A 20,352-nucleotide genomic window follows, 5' to 3' on the forward strand; every position below is an offset into this window, starting at 1 on the left:
GACGCTTGCCTTCCCCCCATCATCCCCCGAAGCTATGCGCATCCAGGAGAGCCCGATGAACCTTGTTGAACTGACCAAACGCCTGCACGCCATACGTGACCGTAACGATTGGCGGCAATTTCACAGCCCGAAAAACCTCGCCATGGCCGCCAGTGTGGAGATGGCTGAGCTGGTGGAGATATTCCAATGGTTGACCGAGGACCAGTCGCGCCAATTGCCGGCGGATAAACTGGCCCATGCCGGGCAGGAGATTGGCGATATCGTTTTGTACCTGCTGTTGCTTTGCAGCGAACTGGGGCTGGACATGGACGCCGTGGTACGCAGCAAGTTGACCGACAGCGAGCGGCGGTTCGCCAATGAGTGACCGTCATTTCGATCAGCTCGCCACGCGCTTCGCTGAAAAAATCTACGGCGGCGCCAAGGGCGCGATTCGTCTGGCCGTGCTCCAGGCCGATCTGCTTGAAACCTTGCCAGACCGCCCGCTGCGGGTATTGGACATTGGCGCGGGGCTTGGACACATGTCGTTGTGGCTGGCCGAGCGGGGCCATCAGGTCACCCTGGCCGAGCCGGCCGAGCCCATGCTCGAAGGCGCCCGCCAGCGGTTTGCCGAGGCCGGCCAGAGCGCAACATTCATCCAGGCGCCGTGGCAGGATCTGCTCGGCCAGCTCACCGAACCTTACGACCTGGTGCTGTGCCATGCGGTGCTCGAATGGCTGGCCGAGCCTCACGCGATCCTGCCCGTGCTGCATCAACTGACGGTGCCCGGCGGCTGGTTGTCCCTGGCCTTCTACAACCGTGACGCGCTGGTTTATCGCAACCTGCTCAAGGGGCATTTTCGAAAATTGCGCAAAAACGACATGGCTGGCGAAAAACAGAGCCTGACGCCGCAACAACCCCTTGATCCGCGGGAACTGGCGGCGCAACTTGAAGGCTTGTGGCAGGTCGAAATCCACAGTGGCGTGCGGGTTTTTCATGACTACATGCCGGTGGAGTTCCAGGGGCGCGTAGAGCTTGCGCAGTTATTGGAAATGGAACTGGCTCACCGTCGCCATCCGGCGTTTGCCGGATTGGGACGTTATCTGCACTGGGTCTGCCGTCCGGTGTGACTGGAGAGCGAAATGAAAGGTCGTTCAGGGTTATTGGTGTTGTGCCTGGGACTGGCAGCCTGCCAGGGCAGCAACCCCTATGTGGCGACATCCAATCCGTTGCCGCCGGCTCCGCCGGAGGCCGCCAAGGTGTTCGATCGCAGCGCTTATCCGGCGCCGCCCCGTGATTATGGGCGCTATCGCAGTTGGGCCTGGCTCAATGGTCGGCTGCCACCGGGCACGGCCTGGGCGGATTCGACTCAAGTGGCCGAGGCGGTGAGCGAAGCCCTGGACCAGCGTGGCTTGCGCCCATTGCATGACAATCGGCCGGCGGACCTTTTCGTCAGTGCCGACCTGCGCCTGGAGACTCGCATCCGCCAGGTTCGGGAAGATTATGATTCCGGTTATTACGGCGGCTACAACCGCTACGGCCCAGGCTATGGCATGTACAACACCGTTCCGATGGTGCGCACCTACCAGGAACAGGTCGTCGTGGTCCGGGTGGATCTGTTCGATGCCCGCAATGGCCAGCCGGTATGGAGCGCCAGTGCCGAGACGAGCCAGCGAGGCCATCAGAGCGAGCGCACCGATGCTATTCGTGAAGCGGTGGAAAAGGCCATGTCGGCTTATCCCCCCAGTTGATTACGCAACGGAGAAAAACCATGTTTCGCCGTCTTGCCTTGTTTGCCCTTGTCCTGTTGCTTGGCGCCTGTGCTTCCAATCAGGTCAACCATGATTTTGACACCAGCCGCGATTTCGCCGCCTACCGCAGCTGGAGCTGGAAAGAGCCGGCGTTGCAGTATCGCCCCGACGACCCGCGCATCCAGAGCGACCTGACCGAGCAGCGGATCCGCCAGGCCGTTGCCGATCAACTCGACCAACGCGGCCTGCGACCGGCGCCTGCCAGTGCCCGGGGCGATGTGCAAGTCCAGGCCTACCTGATTGTCGAGGATCGCCAGCAGCAGGTGACGACCCATTACGGTGGCGGTTGGGGCGGTCCCTGGAATGGTTACTGGGGCGGGCCGATGTACAACGAAACCCGCAACGTCAGCTACAGGGTCGCGACGGTGCAGATCGATTTGCTCGATGGCAAGGACGGCAAGCTGGTGTGGCGCGGCAGCGACGAGCAACTGCTGGGCAATTCGCCCAACCCGACCGATCGCAGCACCAAGGTGCGCGAGACGGTGGGGCGGATCCTGTCCAATTATCCACCACGCTGATCGTGAAAATTCTCGTTGGGGGCGAGCAGCTCCCGACAGAGGATTTATCGCGAAAGCCGTCTGTGGCTCAGGCCACCGCCGGCCGCCACGCCCCGATCATATGTTCCAGCTCCCCAGCGCCTACCAATCGCAGCTTCCCGCTGGACCCCGCGGCGCTCGCCAGCAGCGTCACTTCGCTGGGAAGGCGTACCGGTTTCTTGAAGGTCACGTCGATCTCGACGTTGGCCTCAGGCAAATGGGCATCCAGCGCCGCCAAGGTCCGCGCCTTGTTCCATAGACCATGGGCAATGGCGGTAGGGAAACCGAACAGACGGGCGCTGGCGCCGCTCAGGTGGATCGGATTGTAGTCACCGGACACCTTCGCGTATTGCCGGCCAATGTCAGCCGGTGCGGTCCAGCGCGCCACTTCGGCCAACTCGTGCTCGACCTGCGGTGGCTCTTCGACCAAGGCACCATCAAGCTGGACGCCCTTGCACAACATCTGGCTTTCGGCCTCCCACAGCGGTCCCAGTTGATCCTCGATACGGGTCACGAGGTCGAACACCGCACCCTTGGCATGGGGTTGCAGGTTTTCGACGTTGACGCTGGCCCGTACCTGACCGACCCCGCCCATGGGCCGTAGCACGCGGATGCGGTTGCTCAAGTGGATCAGCCCCAGCAGCGGGAACGGGAAGTCCCGGTCGGTCAATAGTTGCATTTGCAGGGCGAACGCCAGGACGTGCGGATAAGTCGGCGGCAGCAGCCCGCTTTCAGCGAAACCGCAGACCTTGCGATACGCCGCCAGGCGTTGCCGATCGACCTGGATCATCTGGCGCAGCCCAACGTCCGGCAACGTGGTACCGGTTATCTTGCGGCGTGTCGCGGCCTTTGCGTACAGCCCGGACATCGACGGCGCGGCGTTTATTTCATGCCATTGGATCGTCATGGTCATGCCCCCAACAGGCTTTGTCCGCAGACTCGCAGCGCTTGTCCGGTGACGGCGCCGGTTCCCGGTTGGGCGAGCCAGGCCACGGCTTCGGCGACATCCTGAGGCAAGCCGCCCTGGCCCAGCGAACTCATGCGCCGCCCGGCTTCGCGCAGGCCAAAGGGAATGTCGGCGGTCATGCGCGTTTCAATGAAGCCTGGCGCCACCGCATTGATGCTGATCCCTCGCGCCTGCAAGGCTGGCGCCCAGGCCTGTGCCAGGCCGATCAGCCCGGCCTTGCTTGCGGCGTAATTGGTCTGGCCGCGATTGCCGGCGATGCCACTGATGGACGCCAGCAAAATCACCCGGCCGTTATCGCGCAGGGTGCCGTTGTCGAGCAGGGCCTTGGTGAGCACTTGCGGCGCGTTGAGGTTGACCGCCAGTACTGCATCCCAGAATTCCGGGGTCATATTGGCCAGGGTCTTGTCGCGAGTGATGCCGGCGTTGTGCACCACGATATCGACGCCGTCGGGCAAATGTCCGATCAACTGCGTGGCTGCGTCTTCGGCACAGATGTCCAGCGTCACGCTGCGCCCGCTCAGGCGCGCAGCCAACGCTTCGAGATCGCTCTTGGCCTGCGGAACGTCCAGCAGGATCACGTCGGCGCCATCACGGGCGAGGGTTTCGGCAATGGACGCACCAATGCCGCGCGCCGCGCCGGTAACCAGCGCCTTGAGCCCCGTCAGCGGTCGAGTCCAATCCTGGACCTGGGTCTCACAGGCCTTGAGGCGGATGACTTGACCGGAAACGTAGGCGCTTTTCGGCGACAGGAAGAACCGCAGGGCGCCTTCGAGCTGCGCTTCGGCACCGTCGCCGACATACAGCAATTGCAGCGTCCCGCCGTTGCGCAGCTCCTTGGCCAGGGAGCGGCTGAAACCTTCCAAGGCCCGCTGGGCACTGGCAGCAAACGGATCGCCGAGGCTTTCCGGGGTGCGGCCGAGGATGACGACGTGGGCGCTGTGGTCGAGGTTTTTCATCAGTGGCTGGAAAAATTCGCGCAGCTGCTTGAGCTGGTCAACCTGCACCAGATGGCTGGCGTCGTACACCACCGCCTTGATCTTCGGGCCGTGGCCGGGAATCCATTCGGTCGCCAGCGTCGGTTCGCCCCCGTAGATGAAAATGGCGTCGGTCAGGCGCTTGGCGAACGCGCCGACCTGTTCGGCCAACGGGCCGCCGCCCAGCAGCAGGGCGCCCTCGATTGGCCGCAGGCGCCCGGCTTGCCAACGCTCCAGGCGTACCGGCGATGGCAGGCCGAGAGCGCCAACCAGACGCAGGCCAATGGGCGAATTGGCGAAGTCTATGTAACGGTCTGACATGGAACACACTCCGGCTGATGAGGTTCCAAGTGTGGACCATGTTTGGCAATCAGTCGTTCGATCGCCTGGATAAAGCCTAAGCTGAGGCCGGGGCAGGCTATTGTTGACAGTTTCGGGCATACACAGGGAGTTTTCCATGGCACAGCTACGCCGCGTCGCGATCATCGGCGGTAACCGCATTCCTTTCGCCCGTTCCAACGGGCCCTATGCCACCGCCAGCAACCAGGCAATGCTGACGGCCGCGCTCGAGGGCTTGATCGAGCGTTATAACCTGCACGGCGAGCATATCGGCGAAATGGCAGCGGGGGCGGTGCTGAAGTTTTCACGGGACATGAACCTGACCCGCGAATGCGTGCTTGGCTCGCGGCTGTCGCCGAGCACTCCAGCCTACGATGTACAGCAGGCTTGCGGTACTGGCCTGGAAACCGTGCTGCTGGTGGCCAATAAAATCGCCCTGGGCCAGATCGACAGCGCTATCGCCGGGGGCGTGGACACCACCTCCGACGCACCGATCGGCGTCAATGAAGGGCTGCGCAGGATTCTGCTGCAAGCCAACCGCTCCAAGACCACCGCCGACAAGATCAAGGCGTTCTTGCAATTGCGCCCCCAGCATCTGGTCCCCGACCTGCCGCGCATCAACGAACCGCGCACGGGCCTGAACATGGGGCAACACTGCGAATTGATGGCACAGACGTGGCAGATTCTGCGCGAAGAACAAGATCAGCTGGCTTTGGAAAGTCATCAGAAAATGGCCGCTTCTTATGCCGAAGGCTGGCACAACGATTTGATGACACCTTTTCTCGGCCTGACCCGCGACAACAACCTGCGTCCGGACCTGACCCTGGAAAAGCTCGCCTCGCTGAAACCGGCTTTCGAAAAAAGCGCCAAGGGCACATTGACGGCGGGTAACGCCACGCCGCTGACCGATGGCGCCTCGCTGGTATTGTTGGGCAGTGAGGAATGGGCCAAGGCCCGCGGGCTGCCGATCCTGGCGTATCTGCGCGATGGCGAAACGGCCGCGGTGGATTTCGTCAATGGCGCCGAAGGCTTGCTGATGGCGCCGGTCTATGCCGTGCCACGGCTGTTGGCACGCAACGGCCTGACGTTGCAGGACTTCGATTACTACGAGATTCACGAGGCATTCGCCGCCCAGGTGTTGTGCACGTTGAAAGCCTGGGAGGACGCGCACTATTGCCAGACCCGCCTGGGCCTCGACGCGCCGCTGGGTGCCATCGACCGCAGCCGGTTGAACGTGAAAGGCAGCTCACTGGCGGCCGGTCACCCGTTTGCCGCCACCGGCGGACGGATCGTCGCCAACCTGGCCAAATTGCTGGACGCGGCGGGGAAGGGCCGGGGGCTGATATCCATCTGTGCGGCCGCCGGCCAAGGTGTGACGGCGATTATCGAGCGCTGACGATGGCTTCGCGCGGCCGAGTCGCTTGCGCTCGCTGGCGGCTGGCGTAGCGTTCGGCGAGGATCGAGCAAACGATCAATTGCAGCGGGTGATAGATCATGATCGGCAACAGGATCAGCCCAAGCCCGGGGTTGTTGCCGAAGATCAGCGCCGCCATTGGCACCCCGGCCGCCAGGGATTTCTTGCTGGCACAAAACACCGCAGCGATTTCATCGGCGTTGCTGAACCGCAGGGCGCGGGCGGTTCGGGTGGTCATCCACAAAATGACGGCCAACAACACGGCGCTGCCCAGTGCCGCGCTGAGCAGCACGCTATTGCCTTGCTGCTGCCAGATCCCCGACACCATCGAATTACAGAACGCCGCGTAGACCAGCAGCAGGATGACCAGCTTGTCGATGACGTTGGTGTAGCGTTTGTAGCGGGCGAAAAAACCGCCCAGCCAGCGCCGCAGGAACTGCCCGAGCACCAGCGGCAGCAGCAACATCAGGCAGAGATCGAGCAGTGTCGGATCCAGGTCGATGCCACCGGCACCGCTGCCGACCACTAGGCTGACCAACAATGGTGTCAGGAAAATCCCCAGCACACTGGACAGGCTGGCATTGAGAATCGCCGCCGGCACGTTACCGCCCGCGCTGCCGGTCAGGGCCACTGACGAAGAAATGGTCGACGGCAGCGCGCACAAATAGAAGAAGCCCAGCATCAACAGCGCCGGCACATGGCTGCGCAACAACCAGTTGCTGAGCAACCAGATCAGCGGAAACACGACAAACGTAAAGCCCTGCACCATCAGGTGCAGGCGGATGTTCTTCAAGCCATGGCGGATCTGTTCGCCGGACAGATTGACCCCATGCAGGAAAAACACCACGAAGATGCCGATATTGACCACCCACTCGGCATGCATGGCACCGCCAGTGGCGCCAAAGCGGGGGAAAAAGTAAGCCAGCAGCGTGGCGAGCAACATGCCGCAGAGGAACCAGTCGGTCACCATGCGTTTGAGATGTTGGAGGATGTGCATAAGCCACCGCGCGTTGAAAGAGAAGTCGACTTAGCCTAACGTCGCCTTACACAGTCGTCTTGCGACATAAGGCCAATCAATGCCGACTAACGGACACCAACAGCTCGAACGACGCATTCCCGACCTGACGGAACTGCCCAGGCCGCTTTATGCCCGGGTCGAAAGTTTGAACGCCGGATCATGGACGCCGGTTCACCGCCACGATTGGGTGCAATTTTCCTATGCGATCAGCGGCGTGCTCGGCGTCCATACCGCCGAGGGGAGTTTCTTTGCGCCGCCGCAGTGGGGGATCTGGATTCCGGCGGACCTGGAGCATCATGTCGTGTCCTCCATGCGCGCGGAAATGCGCAGTCTTTACGTCCATCGCCAAGCGTGCCCGTGGGCCGAGGACCGCTGTCGGGTGCTGGAAGTCACGCCATTGGCGCGGGAGCTGATCAAGGCGTTCTGTCAGTTTCCCGCCACGTACCCCGAGGGCGATACCGAGCAAGCACGCCTGGCCCAGGTTCTGCTGGATCAACTGGCAGCACTGCCGGAAGTGGGCTTTTCCCTGCCATTGCCCCGTCACGCTCGTTTGCTGGAACTGTGCAATGAATTGATCGAACAGCCTGAAGGCAGCGTGACGCTGCAAGCCTGGGCCGAACGCCTGGGCACGTCGGAAAAGACTGTGATGCGGTTGTTTCAGCGTGAAACCGGTCTGAGTTTCCGCGCCTGGCGCCAGCGCATGCGATTGTTGTCTTCCTTGCAATCGCTGGAAAAAGGCGACAGCGTGACCGGCGCGGCGTTGTCCTGTGGGTATGATTCAACGTCCGCTTTCATTGCGGCATTCAAGGGGCTGTTCGGTTTTACACCGGGCGAACTGTTCAAGCATTGATCCATTTGTCAGCTCTTGTCGCAAATGCCTGCATATTCATTTAGCAGCGCCGCACCCGGTCTCGGCTATGATTTGGCTCGGTTGATCTGAGCCGGCACAGTGTGTGCATCCGAGGTTCATAGGTCGGCCCCCCTCCCCGAGAGGGGAGGATTGCCGTATAACGACCTGTCATTCGCGTGTTTGGTAATAAAGGACCCAGAATAAAAGCTGATGAAGACTCCAAAACGCATTGAACCCCTGATCGAAGACGGTCTGGTCGACGAGGTGCTGCGCCCACTCATGAGTGGTAAAGAAGCAGCTGTTTATGTGGTGCGCTGTGGCAACGAGCTACGTTGCGCCAAGGTCTACAAGGAGGCGAACAAGCGAAGTTTTCGCCAGGCGGCCGAATATCAGGAAGGCCGCAAGGTCCGCAACAGCCGTCAGGCCCGCGCCATGGCGAAAGGGTCGAAGTTCGGGCGCAAGGAAACCGAGGACGCCTGGCAGAATGCCGAAGTGGCCGCGCTGTTCCGGTTGGCCAGCGCTGGCGTGCGAGTCCCCAAGCCGTACGACTTCCTGGAGGGCGTGCTGCTGATGGAACTGGTGGCCGACGAGTACGGCGATGCCGCGCCGCGCCTGAACGATGTGGTGCTGGAGCCGGACCAGGCCCGTGAATACCATGCATTCCTGATCTCCCAGATCGTGCTGATGCTGTGTACCGGTCTGGTGCACGGCGACCTGTCGGAGTTCAACGTGCTGCTCACGCCGACCGGCCCGGTCATCATCGATTTGCCGCAAGCGGTGGATGCCGCGGGCAACAACCACGCCTTCAGCATGCTGGAGCGGGATGTTGGCAACATGGCATCCTACTTTGGCCGGTTCGCTCCGGAGCTGAAACGCACCAAGTACGCCAAGGAAATGTGGGCCCTGTTCGAGGCCGGCACCCTGCACCCGGCCAGCGTGTTGACCGGTGAGTTCGACGAGCCGGAAGAGCTGGCAGATGTCGGCGGGATCATGCGCGAGATCGAAGCCGCGCGCCTCGACGAGGAACGTCGCCAGGCCGTACGCGCGGCCGACGATGCGCCGCCCGGCAAGACCGAAGAACCGCCTCCGCCGTGGATGCAGTGAACGGTTGATCACGAAACCCGGCCCCGGCCGGGTTTTTTGTTAGGGCAACGCCTCCACTCAGCGCCTGCTGTCCAGTGCTCAGGCTTGCGCTGTTTCCTTGCAGCATCCCGATGCCAGTTCCTTGAGGATCGGGCAGTCCGGGCGATGGTCGCCGTGGCAATGATCCACCAGGTCCTGAAGGGTGTCGCGCAGTTCGGCCAGTTCGCGGATTTTCTGGTTCAAGTCGTCGATGTGTTGCCGCGCCAGCGTCTTGACGTCGGCGCTGGCGCGTTGGCGGTCTTGCCACAGGGTCAGCAATTTGCCGACTTCCTCCAGAGAAAACCCCAAGTCCCGGGAACGCTTGATGAAGGCCAGCGTGTGCAGGTCCTCCTTGCCATAGATCCGATAACCGCTGTCCGTGCGATGGGCTGGCTTGAGCAGGCCGGTGGATTCGTAATACCGGATCATCTTCGCGCTCAGCCCGCTCTGGCGGGCCGCTTGGCCGATGTTCATCGCTTGTCCTCCAAGTGCTTGGGCGTCCAGAACTTCAACAGTAATGCATTGCTCACCACGCTGACGCTCGACAGCGCCATGGCTGCGCCGGCCAGCACCGGGTTGAGCAGGCCGAACGCCGCCAACGGGATGCCGATCAGGTTATAGACGAAGGCCCAGAACAGGTTCTGGCGGATCTTGGCGTAGGTCTTGCGGCTGATGTCCAGCGCCGCCGGTACCAGGCGCGGATCGCCGCGCATCAGGGTGATGCCAGCGGCGTGTATCGCTACGTCGGTGCCGCCGCCCATGGCGATGCCGATGTCTGCGGCAGCCAGTGCTGGAGCGTCGTTGATACCGTCGCCGACCATCGCGACCACCGAATGGCTTTTCAATTGCTCGACGATGGTGGATTTATCGGCCGGCAATACTTCGGCGTGGACGCTGGTGATGCCCAGCGCCTGGGCGACAACCCGGGCGCTGCCGTGGTTATCCCCCGTGAGCAAGTGGCTGGCGATATGCCGCTGGTCCAAGGCTTCAACCGCAGCGAGAGCCCCCGGCTTGAGCGTGTCGCCGAAGGCAAACAGGCCCAGGACCCGAGGTGTCGTGCCTTGTTCGATCAGCCAGGACAGCGTCCGGCCTTCGCTTTCCCAAGCCTGCGCCGACTCGCCCAGCGAACCGGGGCTCAGCGCGAGTTCTTCCAGCAAACGTCGATTGCCCAGGGCCAGGCGGCGCCCATCGAGGCTGCCGGCGATGCCGCGTCCGGTCAGGGATTGGCTATCGCTGACATCCGGTACGTTCAAGCCTCGCTCGGCACAGGCGTCCAACACCGCTTTGGCCAGTGGATGTTCGCTGCCCCGCTGCAGGGCACCCGCCAACCTCAGCAGCGTGTCCCGGTCGCCGTCGAGCGCGGTCAAGTGAGCGATGCGCGGCGTGCCGGACGTCAAGGTCCCGGTCTTGTCAAACACGACGGTGTTGACGGCGTGGGCGCGCTCCAGCGCCTCGGCGTCCTTGATTAGAATCCCGTGACGCGCGGCGACGCCAGTGCCGGCCATGATCGCCGTCGGCGTCGCCAGGCCCAGGGCGCACGGGCAGGCGATCACCAGCACGGCAACGGCATTGATCAACGCCGTCTCCAGCGGCGCACCGTACAGCCACCAGCCGAGCAGCGTGGCGAGCGCCAGCACCAATACGACCGGGACGAATACCTGGCTGACTTTGTCCACCAGCTTTTGAATGGGCGCCTTGGCCGCCTGGGCGTCTTCCACCAAGCGGATGATGCGCGCCAGCACGGTCTCGGCGCCCAGTGCCTGGGTGCGCACCAGCAAGCGGCCTTCGCCATTGATGGCGCCGCCGGTGACCTTGTCGCCGGGTTGCTTGGGCACCGGCAGGCTTTCGCCGCTGATCAGCGCTTCGTCGGCGTGGCTCTGGCCTTCCAGCACTTCGCCGTCCACCGGAAAGCGTTCGCCGGGCTTGACCAGCACCTGATCATTCAAACGCAGGGCGCTGATCGCGACGTCGCGTTCCTCTCCGTCAATGACTTGGATCGCCCGTTCCGGTCGCAAGGCTTCAAGGGCGCGGATGGCGCTGGCGGTTTGTCGCTTGGCGCGGCTTTCCAGGTATTTGCCCAGCAACACCAAGGCAATCACCACGGCTGACGCCTCGAAGTACAAGTGCGGCATGCTGGCCGGCCGGGCCGTTGCCCATTCATAGAGGCTCAGGCCATAGCCGGCGCTGGTGCCCAACGCTACCAGCAGGTCCATGTTCCCCGCGCCGGCGCGGACAGCTTTGAACGCTGCAAGGTAAAAACGCGCACCGAAGATGAATTGCACCGGCGTCGCCAAGGCGAACTGCGCCCAGGCCGGCAGCATCCAGTGCACGCCAAGCGGCTCCAGCAACATCGGCAATACCAGCGGGATGGACAGCAGAATCGCCAGGACCAGGGCCAAGCGCTCACGCTTCAGATGATCGGTTTGTGCTGTGGGAGGAGGCTGCTCGGCTTGCCAGACGCTGGCGTCGTAACCGGCGCGCTTGACCGCCTCGACCAAGCTTTGCGGATCGACCTGCCCAAGTAATTCGAGGTGCGCGCGCTCATTGGCCAGATTCACGCTGGCACGGTTGACACCGGCGACTTTAGCCAGCGCCCGTTCGACCCGGCCGACGCAAGAGGCGCAGGTCATGCCTTCGATGCTCAACTCCAGGGTTTGGACGGGAACGCTATAGCCTGCCTGCTCAACCGCCTGCATCAAGGCCGGCAGGCTTTCTTTGGGTGCCTGGATCCGCGCCTGTTCCGTTGCCAGGTTGACGCTGACGGCGCTAGCGCCAGCGACTTTGCTCAAGGCGCGCTCGACCCGTCCGGCACAGCTGGCGCAGGTCATGCCGGAGATCGGCAGATCGAAGGTAGTGGATTCGGGCATGGGTCAGGCTCCCTGTAGTGGATGACCACAGGATCAACCTTGCCATGCTGGCAAGGTCAAGCGCCAGTCTTCAGGAGTGACTCAAACCCTGGGGGGCGGGGCAAACCCGCGCCCTTCGCTTATGACGGGTCAGTAACCGAGATCAGCCTGCTTGAGGTACATACCTTGCTCAGTCATGGCGATGCGGTATTTCAAAATATCGCCGGCCTTGAGCGTGATGTTCTGCGATCCAGGCGCGAGCATGCCCGGATTACAGCCCGGGGCCTGGCCTGGCAACAGCTTCAGGCGCAGGGAAAACTGGCCCGGTGGCAGGTTGAACGAGGTGCTTTGCTCCTGGAATAGCCTAGCCGAGAGCTGATCCTGGATGTAGATGCCGATTTCGCAATTGGTGGACACCTCCAGGCGCTCGCGAGAAATGATCAACACGCCGTAATCCTCGCCGGCGCCCAACGCCTGGGGGGCCACCGCTGAAAAACCGAGCATGCAAAACAGACTGAACGCTGACCAGCGCATGGCTGAACCTCCGGTGTGAAATCCTTGATAAGTGCAGCTTGGCCGAGCGCGACGCCGATTGCCAGCCCGGCAGTTTTCGCCAGAACTTGACCTTGCCATGATGGCAAGCTTGAAACTTCAGGCAACCTCAATTCCAAGGAGTCATTTCATGCAGATATTCAGTGTTCAGGGAATGTCCTGCGGTCATTGTGTCAAGGCCATTACCCAGGCTCTTCAGACCAAAGACGCGGGAGCCGAAGTAAAGATCGATCTGGGCGCCAAGACCGTTGAAGTCCAAAGCACGTTGTCGCCCGATGCCGTGATTCAGGCAATCCAAGAAGAAGGATATGAAGTCAGTCCTGCTTGAAACATTTTAATCGTTAGCGACCTATCGGAATGTTCAAGAGCGTCGAGCCCGGCTAGACTGTCGGGCTGCCGACTGACCTGAGCTGGACGCCCGATGAACCTCCGTACCATTCTGATTCTTGGCGCCTTGAGCGCTTTCGGTCCCTTGGCGATCGATTTCTATCTGCCGGCCTTTCCGGCGATGGCAACTGCCTTCGGAACCGACGAAAACCATATCCAACTGACCCTGGCGGCCTATTTTCTCGGGCTGTCCCTCGGGCAATTGGCCTATGGGCCGGTGGCGGATCGCTTTGGGCGGCGTGTGCCTTTGCTCACCGGCGTCGGCTTGTTCACCGTGGCTTCCCTGGCCTGCGCGTATGCGCCGAGCCTCGAATGGCTGATTGGCGCGCGCTTCGTCCAGGCCTTGGGCGGATGCGCGGGGATGGTGATTTCGCGTGCGGTGGTCAGCGACAAATGCGACGCGGTGGGCTCGGCCAAGGTGTTTTCGCAACTGATGCTGGTGATGGGCCTGGCGCCGATCCTCGCGCCGATGCTCGGCGGCCTGCTGGTGAACTTGCACGGTTGGCAATCGATTTTCATCTGCTTGACAGTGTTCAGTGCATTCGCGGCAACGGCGGTTGCCTTGTGGTTGCCTGAAAGCTTGCCGGACCATGTACCTCGCCAACCATTGTCCGGTGCGTTGCGTCAATATGGCCGGCTGCTCAAAGACTCGGTTTACCTGGGGCATGCCCTGACGGGTGGTATTGCGATTGCCGGGATGTTTGCCTACATCGCCGGTTCGCCGTTCGTTTTCATCAAACTCTATGGCGTGCCGGCCGAACATTTCGGCTGGCTGTTCGGCACCAACGCGGCGGGCTTCATTTTGGTTGCGCAGGTCAATGCGCGTCTGTTGTCCAAGCGCGGCCCAGCATTCCTGCTGACCCGCGCGGTATGGGTCTACCTGCTCGCCGGGCTCAGCCTGTTGGCTGTCAGCGCCATGCAGCCGGAGCAATTGTGGCCGCTATTGATTCCATTGTTCATCTGCATCGCCAGCCTGGGTTGCATCATTCCAAATGCTTCTGCGTGCGCCATGAACGGGCAGGGCGCCCGGGCCGGGAGTGCTTCGGCAATGCTCGGGTGCTTGCAGTTTTCGGTGGCTGCCGGGGCTGCTGCCCTGGTGGCGGCGCTGCATGATGGCACCGCGGTGCCGATGGCGATCGTCATCAGCCTCTGCGGACTATTGGTGGTGGGTGCGGCAATGCTGACCCGCCGTCTGCAGGATGCCCAGGCACTCGCTCAGGCGGGCCAGCCGGATTGATTCAACCGGCCGCGCGCTGCTGATGCTCGGGAAAATGATGTGGCGCATGAATGCGCGCTTGCAGGGTATTGGCGAAAGCCTGGGCTTCGGCCTCGGTGCGAAAGGTCACGACATGCTGGTCAAGGCGCACTTGCCATTGGGATTTTGCCACTGCTTTTATCAGGATCTTCATTGCTGACCTCCTCGTGTAAAAGACTGCGTTGCAAAGGCCTCGAGTGTAGACCGGAATGCGGGCGCAGTTGTGACGACGGTCAATTGTCGGACTGACGGTGCAGGTTTCCATACGGGGATGGGCAAGCCAGGTATCTGGCTTGCCCATCCCCGCAATCAGAACCCCTCAAGCACAATCTTGCCCTTGGCCTTCCCGCTCTCAAGCAATGTATGAGCCCGGCGCAGGTTTTCGGCATTGATGGTGCCGAAATGCTCGCCGACGGTGGTCTTCAGCGTGCCGGCGTCGATCAGCCCGGCGACGCGATTGAGCAGTTTGTGTTGTTCAAGCATATCGGCGGTCTCGAACAGTGAGCGGGTGTACATGAATTCCCAATGCAACGACAGGCTCTTGCGCTTGAGCTTGGTCACGTCAAGGGACTTGGGATCGTCGATCAGCGCCAGTTTGCCTTGGGGTGCGAGGACTTCGACCAACTGGTCCAGATGCTGGTCGGTCTGCGTCAGGCTGGCGACGTGGGTCACATGGCCCAGGCCCGCTTTCTTGAGGACCTCGGCCAACGGCTGGCTGTGGTCAACCACCAGGTCGGCGCCCAGGCCTCGTACCCATTCCTCTGTCTGTGGGCGGGAAGCGGTACCGATGACCTTCAGGCCGGTGAGCTGGCTGGCCAATTGTGTCAGGATCGATCCCACGCCGCCCGCGGCACCGACAATCAGCAGGCTCTGGCCCTGATCGTCCTGGCCTTCGTTGATTTGCAATCGGTCGAACAGCAGTTCCCAGGCGGTAATGGACGTCAGCGGCAGCGCGGCGGCTTCAGCAAAACCGAGGATCTTCGGCATATGACCGACGATGCGCTCATCCACCACGTGCAATTCGCTGTTGCCACCGGCGCGGGCAATGGAGCCCGCGTAGAACACCTTGTCACCCGCCTTGAACAGCGTGACGTCGTTGCCAACCGCCTTGACCACGCCCGCCACATCCCAGCCCAGCACCTTGGCCACGCCGTCCTCAGGCTGTACGTTTTGGCGGACCTTGGTATCGACGGGGTTGACTGAAATCGCTTTGACTTCCACCAGCAAGTCCCTGGGGCCGGCGACGGGGGTGGGCAGCTCGATGTCCTGCAGCGATTGCGAATCGCTGATGGGCAGGGATCGGTAGTACGCAATGGCTTTCATGAAGTGGCTCCGTGAGTGGGTATGTTGGCGGCCATGTTTGGTCATTTGAATTCGAGATAAAAGTGGCTAAACCAACAGGGTCTTTCAGCGATTTTTTGATAATGACCATTAGTCGCTGGTAAATAGAGACTTTTCCCTCACCAACAATCGCCTCCAAAGGTTTCCGGAGGACAGGCAACCTTGGCCCACACGCTTATACTAGCGGCCGCCTGTATCGGCGCGGCAACGAGGATGGCGACTAACAATTTGGACCCCGCTGTCTCCGCCGGCACAAGGCGACGCCCGGACGGGCATGCCGGCCATCCAGGCGGTCAGCCGCTTTGGGCGGCACCTTCTTACGGGTCAACATGCCCCAAAGCAGTAGACGAATGATTCAACAGGGAGTGAATACATGGAACATGCACCTTGCATCAGCCAGATTGCCACGCTGCTGGCCGACCCGAAGCGCAGCGCAATGATGTGGGCGTTAATGGATGGCACCGCCCGACAAGCCGACGAATTGGCTTTGCTGGCTGGGCTTTCGCCATCCTCGGCCAACGCCCACCTGGGACGCCTTTTCACCGGGGGCCTGTTGAAAGTTGAAGTTCGCGGACGCAAGCGCTTCTTTCGCCTGGCGGCGCCCGAGATTGGCGCAGCCGTCGAGGCGCTGGCGAGCGCAACCCTCGCCAGTACGCCGCGACAGGTTCCGGACGTCTTCAAGCGCGGCCTGCTGGCCACCAAGGCGCCGACGGCTCCCGCTTCGTTGATGCGCGCCAGGCTTTGCGATGACCATCTGGGGGGCACGCTGGCGGCGGACCTGTATCAGCAGCTATTGGATGCCGGGTGGCTTGAGCAATGTGAGCAGCGGGTGATAGTGACCCACAAAGGCGCCAATCAGTTGGCCGGACGCGGCCTGTTTATCCAGGCACTGGCCCATCGCAACGCCCGGGTTGCTTGCGCCTGCCCCGATTGGAGCGAGCGGCGTCCGCACCTGGGGGGCGCGCTGGGGGCGGCGCTGCTGCAATTGTTCATGCAGTCCGGCTGGCTGAGCCTGCCCAATGACTCAAGGGCCTTGCAAGTAACGGCGCTTGGTCAACAGGAAATCCATCGGTTCGCCAGGCAGGAGACTATGGAAATGGCGCTCTAGGGCGGTAGACAGGTCGCAATCAGCAATAGCCGCCTGCGAGGTTCGCGCACACTCGGTCCGGGGTTCTATCGGATTGGGGAGCGCAACATGGACACTCACGCCTACAGTGCAGCGGAAAGACTGGAACGGTTGCCCATCAGCGGCTACCACCGGGTCATTTTCATCATTATCGCCTTGGCTTTTTTCTTCGACTCCATGGACCTGGCAATGATGACGTTCCTGCTGGGCTCGATCAAAGCCGAGTTCGGCCTGAGCTCCGCCCAGGCTGGGTTGCTTGCCAGCTCCAGCTTCTTTGGCATGGTGGTGGGGGCTTCGTTGTCGGGCATGTTGGCCGATCGTTTTGGCCGCAAACCGGTGTTCCAATGGAGCATCGTGCTGTGGGGGATTGCCAGTTACCTGTGCTCCACCGCTCAGGACGTCGAGACCTTGACGCTGTTTCGGGTCCTGCTGGGTGTCGGCATGGGCATGGAATTCCCGATTGCCCAATCGATGCTCTCGGAGCTGATTCCTGCGAAGCGCCGAGGGCGTTACATCGCCCTGATGGACGGCTTTTGGCCGCTGGGCTTCGTGGCGGCCGGGGTGCTGTCTTATTTTCTGCTCCCCGTGATTGGCTGGCGGGACATCTTCCTGGTACTGGCGGTGCCGGCGGTGTTCGTCTTGGCGATTCGTTTTTTCATTCCAGAATCGCCGCGTTGGCTTGAACAGGCTGGTCGAGGTGACGAGGCGGATGCCGTGCTTAAGCGGATCGAAGAGAAGGTCCGGGTTTCGCTGGGAGGGCGCGACTTGCCTGAGCCGATTCGCCTGCCAAGGCTGGCCAGCGTTCCCGGCAATTTCTTCTCGGCCCTGACGCAGATCTGGTCACCGCTGTACCGCCAGCGCACGATGATGATCTGGAGTGTCTGGTTCTTTGCCTTGCTCGGTTTCTATGGCCTGACGTCCTGGCTCAGCGCGTTGTTGCAGCAGTCGGGATTCGCCGTGACCCAATCGGTGTATTACACCGTGCTGATTTCCCTCGGCGGGATCCCCGGTTTCCTGATGGCGGCGTGGCTGGTGGAACGTTGGGGACGCAAGCCGGTGTGCGTCACCACGTTGCTGGGCGGCGGGGCGATGGCGTTTCTTTACGGCCAGAGCGCGGTGTTCGGCGGCAACATCGGCTTGCTGATCGGTACCGGTCTGCTGATGCAGTTCTTCCTGTTCGGCATGTGGGCGGTGCTCTACACCTATACGCCGGAGCTCTATCCCACCTCAGCCCGAGCCACCGGTTCGGGCTTCGCCTCGGCGGTCGGGCGCATCGGTTCCCTGCTCGGGCCCATGGTGACCGGACTGGTATTTCCTATCACCGGCCAGGGCGGCGTGTTCGCCCTCGGCGCACTGTGCTTTGCCGTGGCGGCGGGCGTGGTCTGGTTGTTTGGCATGGAGACGCGGGGCAAGACGCTGGAAGAGTTGAGCGAGGGGGGACGATAACACCCTGTGGCGAGGGAGCTTGCTCCCGCTGGGCTGCGTTGCAGCCCCTCGTCAAACCCTATTCACCGATTGCGAGCGCTTCGCGCTCGAGCGGGAGCAAGCTCCCTCGCCACAGATGTTCCAGTAACCAACGGCACATGACTTAAGGTTTCACCAGTCGCGCATCCAAGCTGTTCTGCGCGAGCCGCTTGGCCTGGTCCTGGGTCATTCCCAAATGGGTATGCAGCGCGTGGAAGTTTTCGGTGACGTAGCCGCCGAAGTACGCCGGGTCATCGGAGTTGACCGTTACCTTCACGCCGCGCTCGAGCATGTCGAGAATATTGTGCTGCGACATGTCGTCGAACACGCACAGCTTGGTGTTGGACAACGGGCACACCGTCAAGGGGATCTGTTCGTCGATGATCCGCTGCATCAGCCGCTCGTCTTCAATCGCCCGGACACCATGGTCGATGCGCTGGATCTTCAGCAGGTCAAGCGCCTCCCAGATGTACTCGGGTGGGCCTTCCTCGCCTGCGTGGGCGACGGTCAGGAAACCCTCATGGCGAGCACGATCGAACACCCGCTGGAACTTGCTCGGTGGATGACCCATCTCCGAACTGTCCAGGCCCACGGCGACGAACGCATCGCGAAACGGCAGGGCTTGGTCGAGGGTTTTTTCGGCCTGTTCTTCGCTCAGGTGGCGCAGGAAACTCAGGATCAAGCCGCTGGAGATCCCCAGCTGTTGCTCGCCGTCCTTGAGCGCGGCGGCGATGCCGTTGAGCACCACTTCGAATGGAATGCCTCGGTCGGTGTGGGTCTGCGGATCGAAGAACGGTTCCGTGTGGATGACGTTCTGTGCCTTGCAGCGCAGCAGATAGGCCCAGGTCAGGTCGTAGAAATCCTGGGACGTGCGCAGTACATCGGCGCCCTGGTAATACAGGTCGAGAAACTCCTGCAGGTTGTTGAAGGCATAGGCCTGGCGCAGGGTGTCCACGTCATTCCAGGGCAAGGCGATCTTGTTGCGCTCGGCCAGGGCGAACAACAGCTCGGGCTCCAGCGAGCCTTCCAGATGCAAATGCAGTTCAGCCTTGGGCAGGGCGTTAAGCCAGTCGTACATGTGTTTTTCTCATCAGCGAATCGATGGCGGGCATTCTACAGGGACGGGCGCCGATGTCGGGTAAAACCTGACCGGCTGATCCACTAAGTGTTCATGCCTGGAGGACAGCTACGTCACATCTGGAGGAAACGTTCCCGGCACGTCACAGTCTAGTAGCTCATGACCCATCCATGGCGACAGGCCCACGATGTTCACGTTGATCAAGCAAGAAAAACTGTTGTTACTGGCGCTGCTTGCTGCATTCGTCGCTTATCCGTTGGAGCATTGGCTGCTGGGTAGCGGGCGGGTCGTGGCGCTGGTCGGTGGATTGGTGCTGATCGGTTTTATCGTTTCCGCCTCCATGCGTGTCGCTCACCACGCTGAGCTGTTGGCGGAAAAGGTTGGCGATCCCTACGGCACCATGATTTTGACCTTGTCCGCGGTGCTGGTGGAAGTCGTGATCCTGGCGATCATGATGAGCAACGAGGCGTCGCCGACCCTGGTGCGGGACACGATTTATTCAGCGGTCATGCTCGACATCAACGGTATTCTCGGGCTGGCGGCGTTGATGGGCGGTCTCAAGCATGGCGAGCAGGTCTATAACGACGATTCGGCACGCACCTACAGTGTGATGATCCTCACCGCCATGGGGGTATCGATGGTGGTGCCGGAGTTCATACCGCAAGAAAATTGGAAGCATTATTCGGCATTCACCATCGGTGCGATGATCGTGTTGTATACGTTGTTCGTGCGCATGCAGGTGGGGCCCCACAGTTATTTCTTCAGCTACAGCTATCCGGAAAAACGTCGCAGGAAAGAGCCGGTAGAAAACGAGCCGAAGCCCATCAGCCTGGCGTTTTCCATCAGTGCCCTGGTGTTTGGCGTGGTGGTCATCGGTGCGCTGGCCGAAGTCATGTCCAAGGCCATCGACCTGGGGCTGGAAGGCTCGGGCGCGCCGCCGGTGGTGACGGCGATCCTGGTGGCGGCCATCTCCGCTGCACCGGAGATTCTCACTGCCTTGCGCGCAGCCCTCGCCAATCGCATGCAGTCGGTGGTCAACATCGCGCTGGGGGCGTCGCTGTCCACCGTGATCCTGACCGTGCCGGTGATGGAAGCCATGGCGCTTTACACCGGCCAGCCTTTCCAGATGGCGATGACCCCGGTGCAGACGGTGATGATCTTCATCACCCTGATCGTCAGCGCCATCAACCTCAACGATGGCGAAACCAACGCCATCGAAGGGATGACTCACTTTGTGCTCTTTGCGACTTTTATCATGTTGTCGTTGCTGGGACTTTAACGCCCGGGCAACCCCCT

At 61.7% G+C, this 20,352-nt stretch carries 21 protein-coding genes; 12 read left to right on the forward strand and 9 right to left on the reverse strand.

Annotation, left to right across the window (positions count from 1 at the left end; translation table 11 throughout):
- Positions 1-55 precede the first annotated feature (55 nt).
- Genes J3P82_RS03825 through J3P82_RS03840 form a run of 4 tightly spaced genes read left to right on the forward strand, consistent with a single transcriptional unit; the run spans position 56 to position 2,305 of the window.
- A complete protein-coding gene (locus J3P82_RS03825) occupies positions 56-364 on the forward strand; it encodes a MazG-like family protein (protein WP_434560828.1) in 309 nt (102 codons plus the stop codon).
- The gene (locus J3P82_RS03830) at positions 357-1,106 is read left to right on the forward strand and encodes a methyltransferase (RefSeq protein WP_434560830.1); all 750 of its coding nucleotides are present in this window, start codon (positions 357-359) and stop codon (positions 1,104-1,106) included. The genes J3P82_RS03825 and J3P82_RS03830 overlap by 8 nt, the downstream gene beginning before the upstream one ends.
- Positions 1,107-1,118: 12 nt before the next feature.
- A complete protein-coding gene (locus J3P82_RS03835; RefSeq protein WP_434560832.1) occupies positions 1,119-1,727 on the forward strand; it encodes a DUF4136 domain-containing protein in 609 nt (202 codons plus the stop codon).
- A 20-nt stretch (positions 1,728-1,747) separates the two neighbouring features.
- Positions 1,748-2,305: a DUF4136 domain-containing protein gene (locus tag J3P82_RS03840; RefSeq protein WP_434560834.1), complete on the forward strand. Its 558-nt coding sequence runs from the start codon at positions 1,748-1,750 to the stop codon at positions 2,303-2,305.
- A 67-nt stretch (positions 2,306-2,372) separates the two neighbouring features.
- Here the strand turns inward: J3P82_RS03840 and J3P82_RS03845 are convergent, their stop codons facing one another.
- A complete protein-coding gene (locus tag J3P82_RS03845) occupies positions 2,373-3,230 on the reverse strand; it encodes a MaoC family dehydratase (RefSeq protein ID WP_434560836.1) in 858 nt (285 codons plus the stop codon).
- A gap of 2 nt (positions 3,231-3,232) precedes the next feature.
- Positions 3,233-4,585 carry a 3-oxoacyl-ACP reductase gene (locus J3P82_RS03850; protein WP_434560838.1) on the reverse strand — a complete coding sequence of 451 codons (1,353 nt, stop codon included), beginning with the start codon at positions 4,583-4,585 and terminating at the stop codon, positions 3,233-3,235.
- A gap of 136 nt (positions 4,586-4,721) precedes the next feature.
- Between J3P82_RS03850 and J3P82_RS03855 the strand changes: the two genes are divergently transcribed.
- Positions 4,722-5,999: an acetyl-CoA C-acetyltransferase gene (locus J3P82_RS03855; RefSeq protein ID WP_434560840.1), complete on the forward strand. Its 1,278-nt coding sequence runs from the start codon at positions 4,722-4,724 to the stop codon at positions 5,997-5,999.
- Here the strand turns inward: J3P82_RS03855 and J3P82_RS03860 are convergent.
- A complete protein-coding gene (locus tag J3P82_RS03860; protein WP_434560841.1) occupies positions 5,986-7,014 on the reverse strand; it encodes a bile acid:sodium symporter family protein in 1,029 nt (342 codons plus the stop codon). The genes J3P82_RS03855 and J3P82_RS03860 overlap by 14 nt on opposite strands.
- Before the next feature lie 79 nt (positions 7,015-7,093).
- Between J3P82_RS03860 and J3P82_RS03865 the strand changes: the two genes are divergently transcribed.
- Positions 7,094-7,885, forward strand: a complete 792-nt coding sequence (locus J3P82_RS03865) for an AraC family transcriptional regulator (RefSeq protein WP_434560842.1) — start codon at positions 7,094-7,096, stop codon at positions 7,883-7,885.
- A 210-nt stretch (positions 7,886-8,095) separates the two neighbouring features.
- Positions 8,096-8,989, forward strand: a complete 894-nt coding sequence (locus J3P82_RS03870) for a PA4780 family RIO1-like protein kinase (RefSeq protein WP_186641802.1) — start codon at positions 8,096-8,098, stop codon at positions 8,987-8,989.
- A gap of 78 nt (positions 8,990-9,067) precedes the next feature.
- Here the strand turns inward: J3P82_RS03870 and cueR are convergent, their stop codons facing one another.
- From cueR to J3P82_RS03885, 3 genes are all read right to left on the reverse strand, one after another.
- Positions 9,068-9,481, reverse strand: coding sequence for a Cu(I)-responsive transcriptional regulator (gene cueR, locus J3P82_RS03875; protein ID WP_434560844.1), 414 nt, complete (start codon positions 9,479-9,481; stop codon positions 9,068-9,070).
- Positions 9,478-11,874 carry a heavy metal translocating P-type ATPase gene (locus J3P82_RS03880; RefSeq protein WP_434560846.1) on the reverse strand — a complete coding sequence of 799 codons (2,397 nt, stop codon included), beginning with the start codon at positions 11,872-11,874 and terminating at the stop codon, positions 9,478-9,480. Before J3P82_RS03880 ends, cueR begins: the two co-directional genes overlap by 4 nt.
- Positions 11,875-12,003: 129 nt before the next feature.
- The gene (locus J3P82_RS03885; protein ID WP_434560848.1) at positions 12,004-12,387 is read right to left on the reverse strand and encodes a hypothetical protein; all 384 of its coding nucleotides are present in this window, start codon (positions 12,385-12,387) and stop codon (positions 12,004-12,006) included.
- Between the two features lie 148 nt (positions 12,388-12,535).
- Here J3P82_RS03885 and J3P82_RS03890 point away from each other — a divergent pair, with 148 nt between their 5' ends.
- Both J3P82_RS03890 and J3P82_RS03895 read left to right on the forward strand, forming a co-directional pair.
- Entirely contained in the window at positions 12,536-12,733 is a 198-nt protein-coding gene (locus J3P82_RS03890; protein ID WP_434560850.1) for a heavy-metal-associated domain-containing protein, read from the forward strand.
- 93 nt (positions 12,734-12,826) lie between these two features.
- Positions 12,827-14,029, forward strand: a complete 1,203-nt coding sequence (locus J3P82_RS03895) for a multidrug effflux MFS transporter (RefSeq protein WP_434560852.1) — start codon at positions 12,827-12,829, stop codon at positions 14,027-14,029.
- A 1-nt stretch (position 14,030) separates the two neighbouring features.
- On the opposite strand, the gene J3P82_RS03900 is transcribed toward J3P82_RS03895, so the two are convergent.
- Complete coding sequence (locus J3P82_RS03900; RefSeq protein WP_434560854.1) at positions 14,031-14,201, reverse strand: hypothetical protein; 171 nt, start codon at positions 14,199-14,201, stop codon at positions 14,031-14,033.
- Between the two features lie 155 nt (positions 14,202-14,356).
- Positions 14,357-15,370: a zinc-binding alcohol dehydrogenase family protein gene (locus tag J3P82_RS03905; protein WP_434560856.1), complete on the reverse strand. Its 1,014-nt coding sequence runs from the start codon at positions 15,368-15,370 to the stop codon at positions 14,357-14,359.
- Between the two features lie 391 nt (positions 15,371-15,761).
- On the opposite strand from J3P82_RS03905, the gene J3P82_RS03910 reads away from it, so the two are divergent.
- Together J3P82_RS03910 and J3P82_RS03915 are read left to right on the forward strand one after the other, a co-directional pair.
- Positions 15,762-16,496 carry an ArsR/SmtB family transcription factor gene (locus J3P82_RS03910; RefSeq protein WP_434560858.1) on the forward strand — a complete coding sequence of 245 codons (735 nt, stop codon included), beginning with the start codon at positions 15,762-15,764 and terminating at the stop codon, positions 16,494-16,496.
- An 87-nt stretch (positions 16,497-16,583) separates the two neighbouring features.
- Positions 16,584-17,960, forward strand: a complete 1,377-nt coding sequence (locus J3P82_RS03915) for an MFS transporter (RefSeq protein WP_434560860.1) — start codon at positions 16,584-16,586, stop codon at positions 17,958-17,960.
- Between the two features lie 142 nt (positions 17,961-18,102).
- On the opposite strand, the gene J3P82_RS03920 is transcribed toward J3P82_RS03915, so the two are convergent.
- Positions 18,103-19,056: an adenosine deaminase gene (locus tag J3P82_RS03920; protein WP_434560862.1), complete on the reverse strand. Its 954-nt coding sequence runs from the start codon at positions 19,054-19,056 to the stop codon at positions 18,103-18,105.
- A 187-nt stretch (positions 19,057-19,243) separates the two neighbouring features.
- Between J3P82_RS03920 and J3P82_RS03925 the strand changes: the two genes are divergently transcribed.
- On the forward strand, positions 19,244-20,335 hold the full coding sequence (locus tag J3P82_RS03925) for a calcium:proton antiporter (protein ID WP_434560864.1): 1,092 nt from the start codon (positions 19,244-19,246) through the stop codon (positions 20,333-20,335).
- Positions 20,336-20,352 lie beyond the last annotated feature (17 nt).

It is taken from the genome of Pseudomonas sp. Z4-20 (assembly GCF_051131955.1).
Taxonomy (GTDB): domain Bacteria; phylum Pseudomonadota; class Gammaproteobacteria; order Pseudomonadales; family Pseudomonadaceae; genus Aquipseudomonas; species Aquipseudomonas marvdashtae.

Excerpts from the sequence above, each read along its gene's own strand:
- J3P82_RS03825 (WP_434560828.1), top strand. The coding sequence starts at position 56 with ATGAACCTTGTTGAACTGACCAAACGCCTGCACGCCATACGTGACCGT.
- J3P82_RS03830 (WP_434560830.1), top strand. The coding sequence starts at position 357 with ATGAGTGACCGTCATTTCGATCAGCTCGCCACGCGCTTCGCTGAAAAA.
- J3P82_RS03835 (WP_434560832.1), top strand. The coding sequence starts at position 1,119 with ATGAAAGGTCGTTCAGGGTTATTGGTGTTGTGCCTGGGACTGGCAGCC.
- J3P82_RS03840 (WP_434560834.1), top strand. The coding sequence starts at position 1,748 with ATGTTTCGCCGTCTTGCCTTGTTTGCCCTTGTCCTGTTGCTTGGCGCC.
- J3P82_RS03845 (WP_434560836.1), bottom strand. The coding sequence starts at position 3,230 with ATGACGATCCAATGGCATGAAATAAACGCCGCGCCGTCGATGTCCGGG.
- J3P82_RS03850 (WP_434560838.1), bottom strand. The coding sequence starts at position 4,585 with ATGTCAGACCGTTACATAGACTTCGCCAATTCGCCCATTGGCCTGCGT.
- J3P82_RS03855 (WP_434560840.1), top strand. The coding sequence starts at position 4,722 with ATGGCACAGCTACGCCGCGTCGCGATCATCGGCGGTAACCGCATTCCT.
- J3P82_RS03860 (WP_434560841.1), bottom strand. The coding sequence starts at position 7,014 with ATGCACATCCTCCAACATCTCAAACGCATGGTGACCGACTGGTTCCTC.
- J3P82_RS03865 (WP_434560842.1), top strand. The coding sequence starts at position 7,094 with ATGCCGACTAACGGACACCAACAGCTCGAACGACGCATTCCCGACCTG.
- J3P82_RS03870 (WP_186641802.1), top strand. The coding sequence starts at position 8,096 with ATGAAGACTCCAAAACGCATTGAACCCCTGATCGAAGACGGTCTGGTC.
- cueR (WP_434560844.1), bottom strand. The coding sequence starts at position 9,481 with ATGAACATCGGCCAAGCGGCCCGCCAGAGCGGGCTGAGCGCGAAGATG.
- J3P82_RS03880 (WP_434560846.1), bottom strand. The coding sequence starts at position 11,874 with ATGCCCGAATCCACTACCTTCGATCTGCCGATCTCCGGCATGACCTGC.
- J3P82_RS03885 (WP_434560848.1), bottom strand. The coding sequence starts at position 12,387 with ATGCGCTGGTCAGCGTTCAGTCTGTTTTGCATGCTCGGTTTTTCAGCG.
- J3P82_RS03890 (WP_434560850.1), top strand. The coding sequence starts at position 12,536 with ATGCAGATATTCAGTGTTCAGGGAATGTCCTGCGGTCATTGTGTCAAG.
- J3P82_RS03895 (WP_434560852.1), top strand. The coding sequence starts at position 12,827 with ATGAACCTCCGTACCATTCTGATTCTTGGCGCCTTGAGCGCTTTCGGT.
- J3P82_RS03900 (WP_434560854.1), bottom strand. The coding sequence starts at position 14,201 with ATGAAGATCCTGATAAAAGCAGTGGCAAAATCCCAATGGCAAGTGCGC.
- J3P82_RS03905 (WP_434560856.1), bottom strand. The coding sequence starts at position 15,370 with ATGAAAGCCATTGCGTACTACCGATCCCTGCCCATCAGCGATTCGCAA.
- J3P82_RS03910 (WP_434560858.1), top strand. The coding sequence starts at position 15,762 with ATGGAACATGCACCTTGCATCAGCCAGATTGCCACGCTGCTGGCCGAC.
- J3P82_RS03915 (WP_434560860.1), top strand. The coding sequence starts at position 16,584 with ATGGACACTCACGCCTACAGTGCAGCGGAAAGACTGGAACGGTTGCCC.
- J3P82_RS03920 (WP_434560862.1), bottom strand. The coding sequence starts at position 19,056 with ATGTACGACTGGCTTAACGCCCTGCCCAAGGCTGAACTGCATTTGCAT.
- J3P82_RS03925 (WP_434560864.1), top strand. The coding sequence starts at position 19,244 with ATGTTCACGTTGATCAAGCAAGAAAAACTGTTGTTACTGGCGCTGCTT.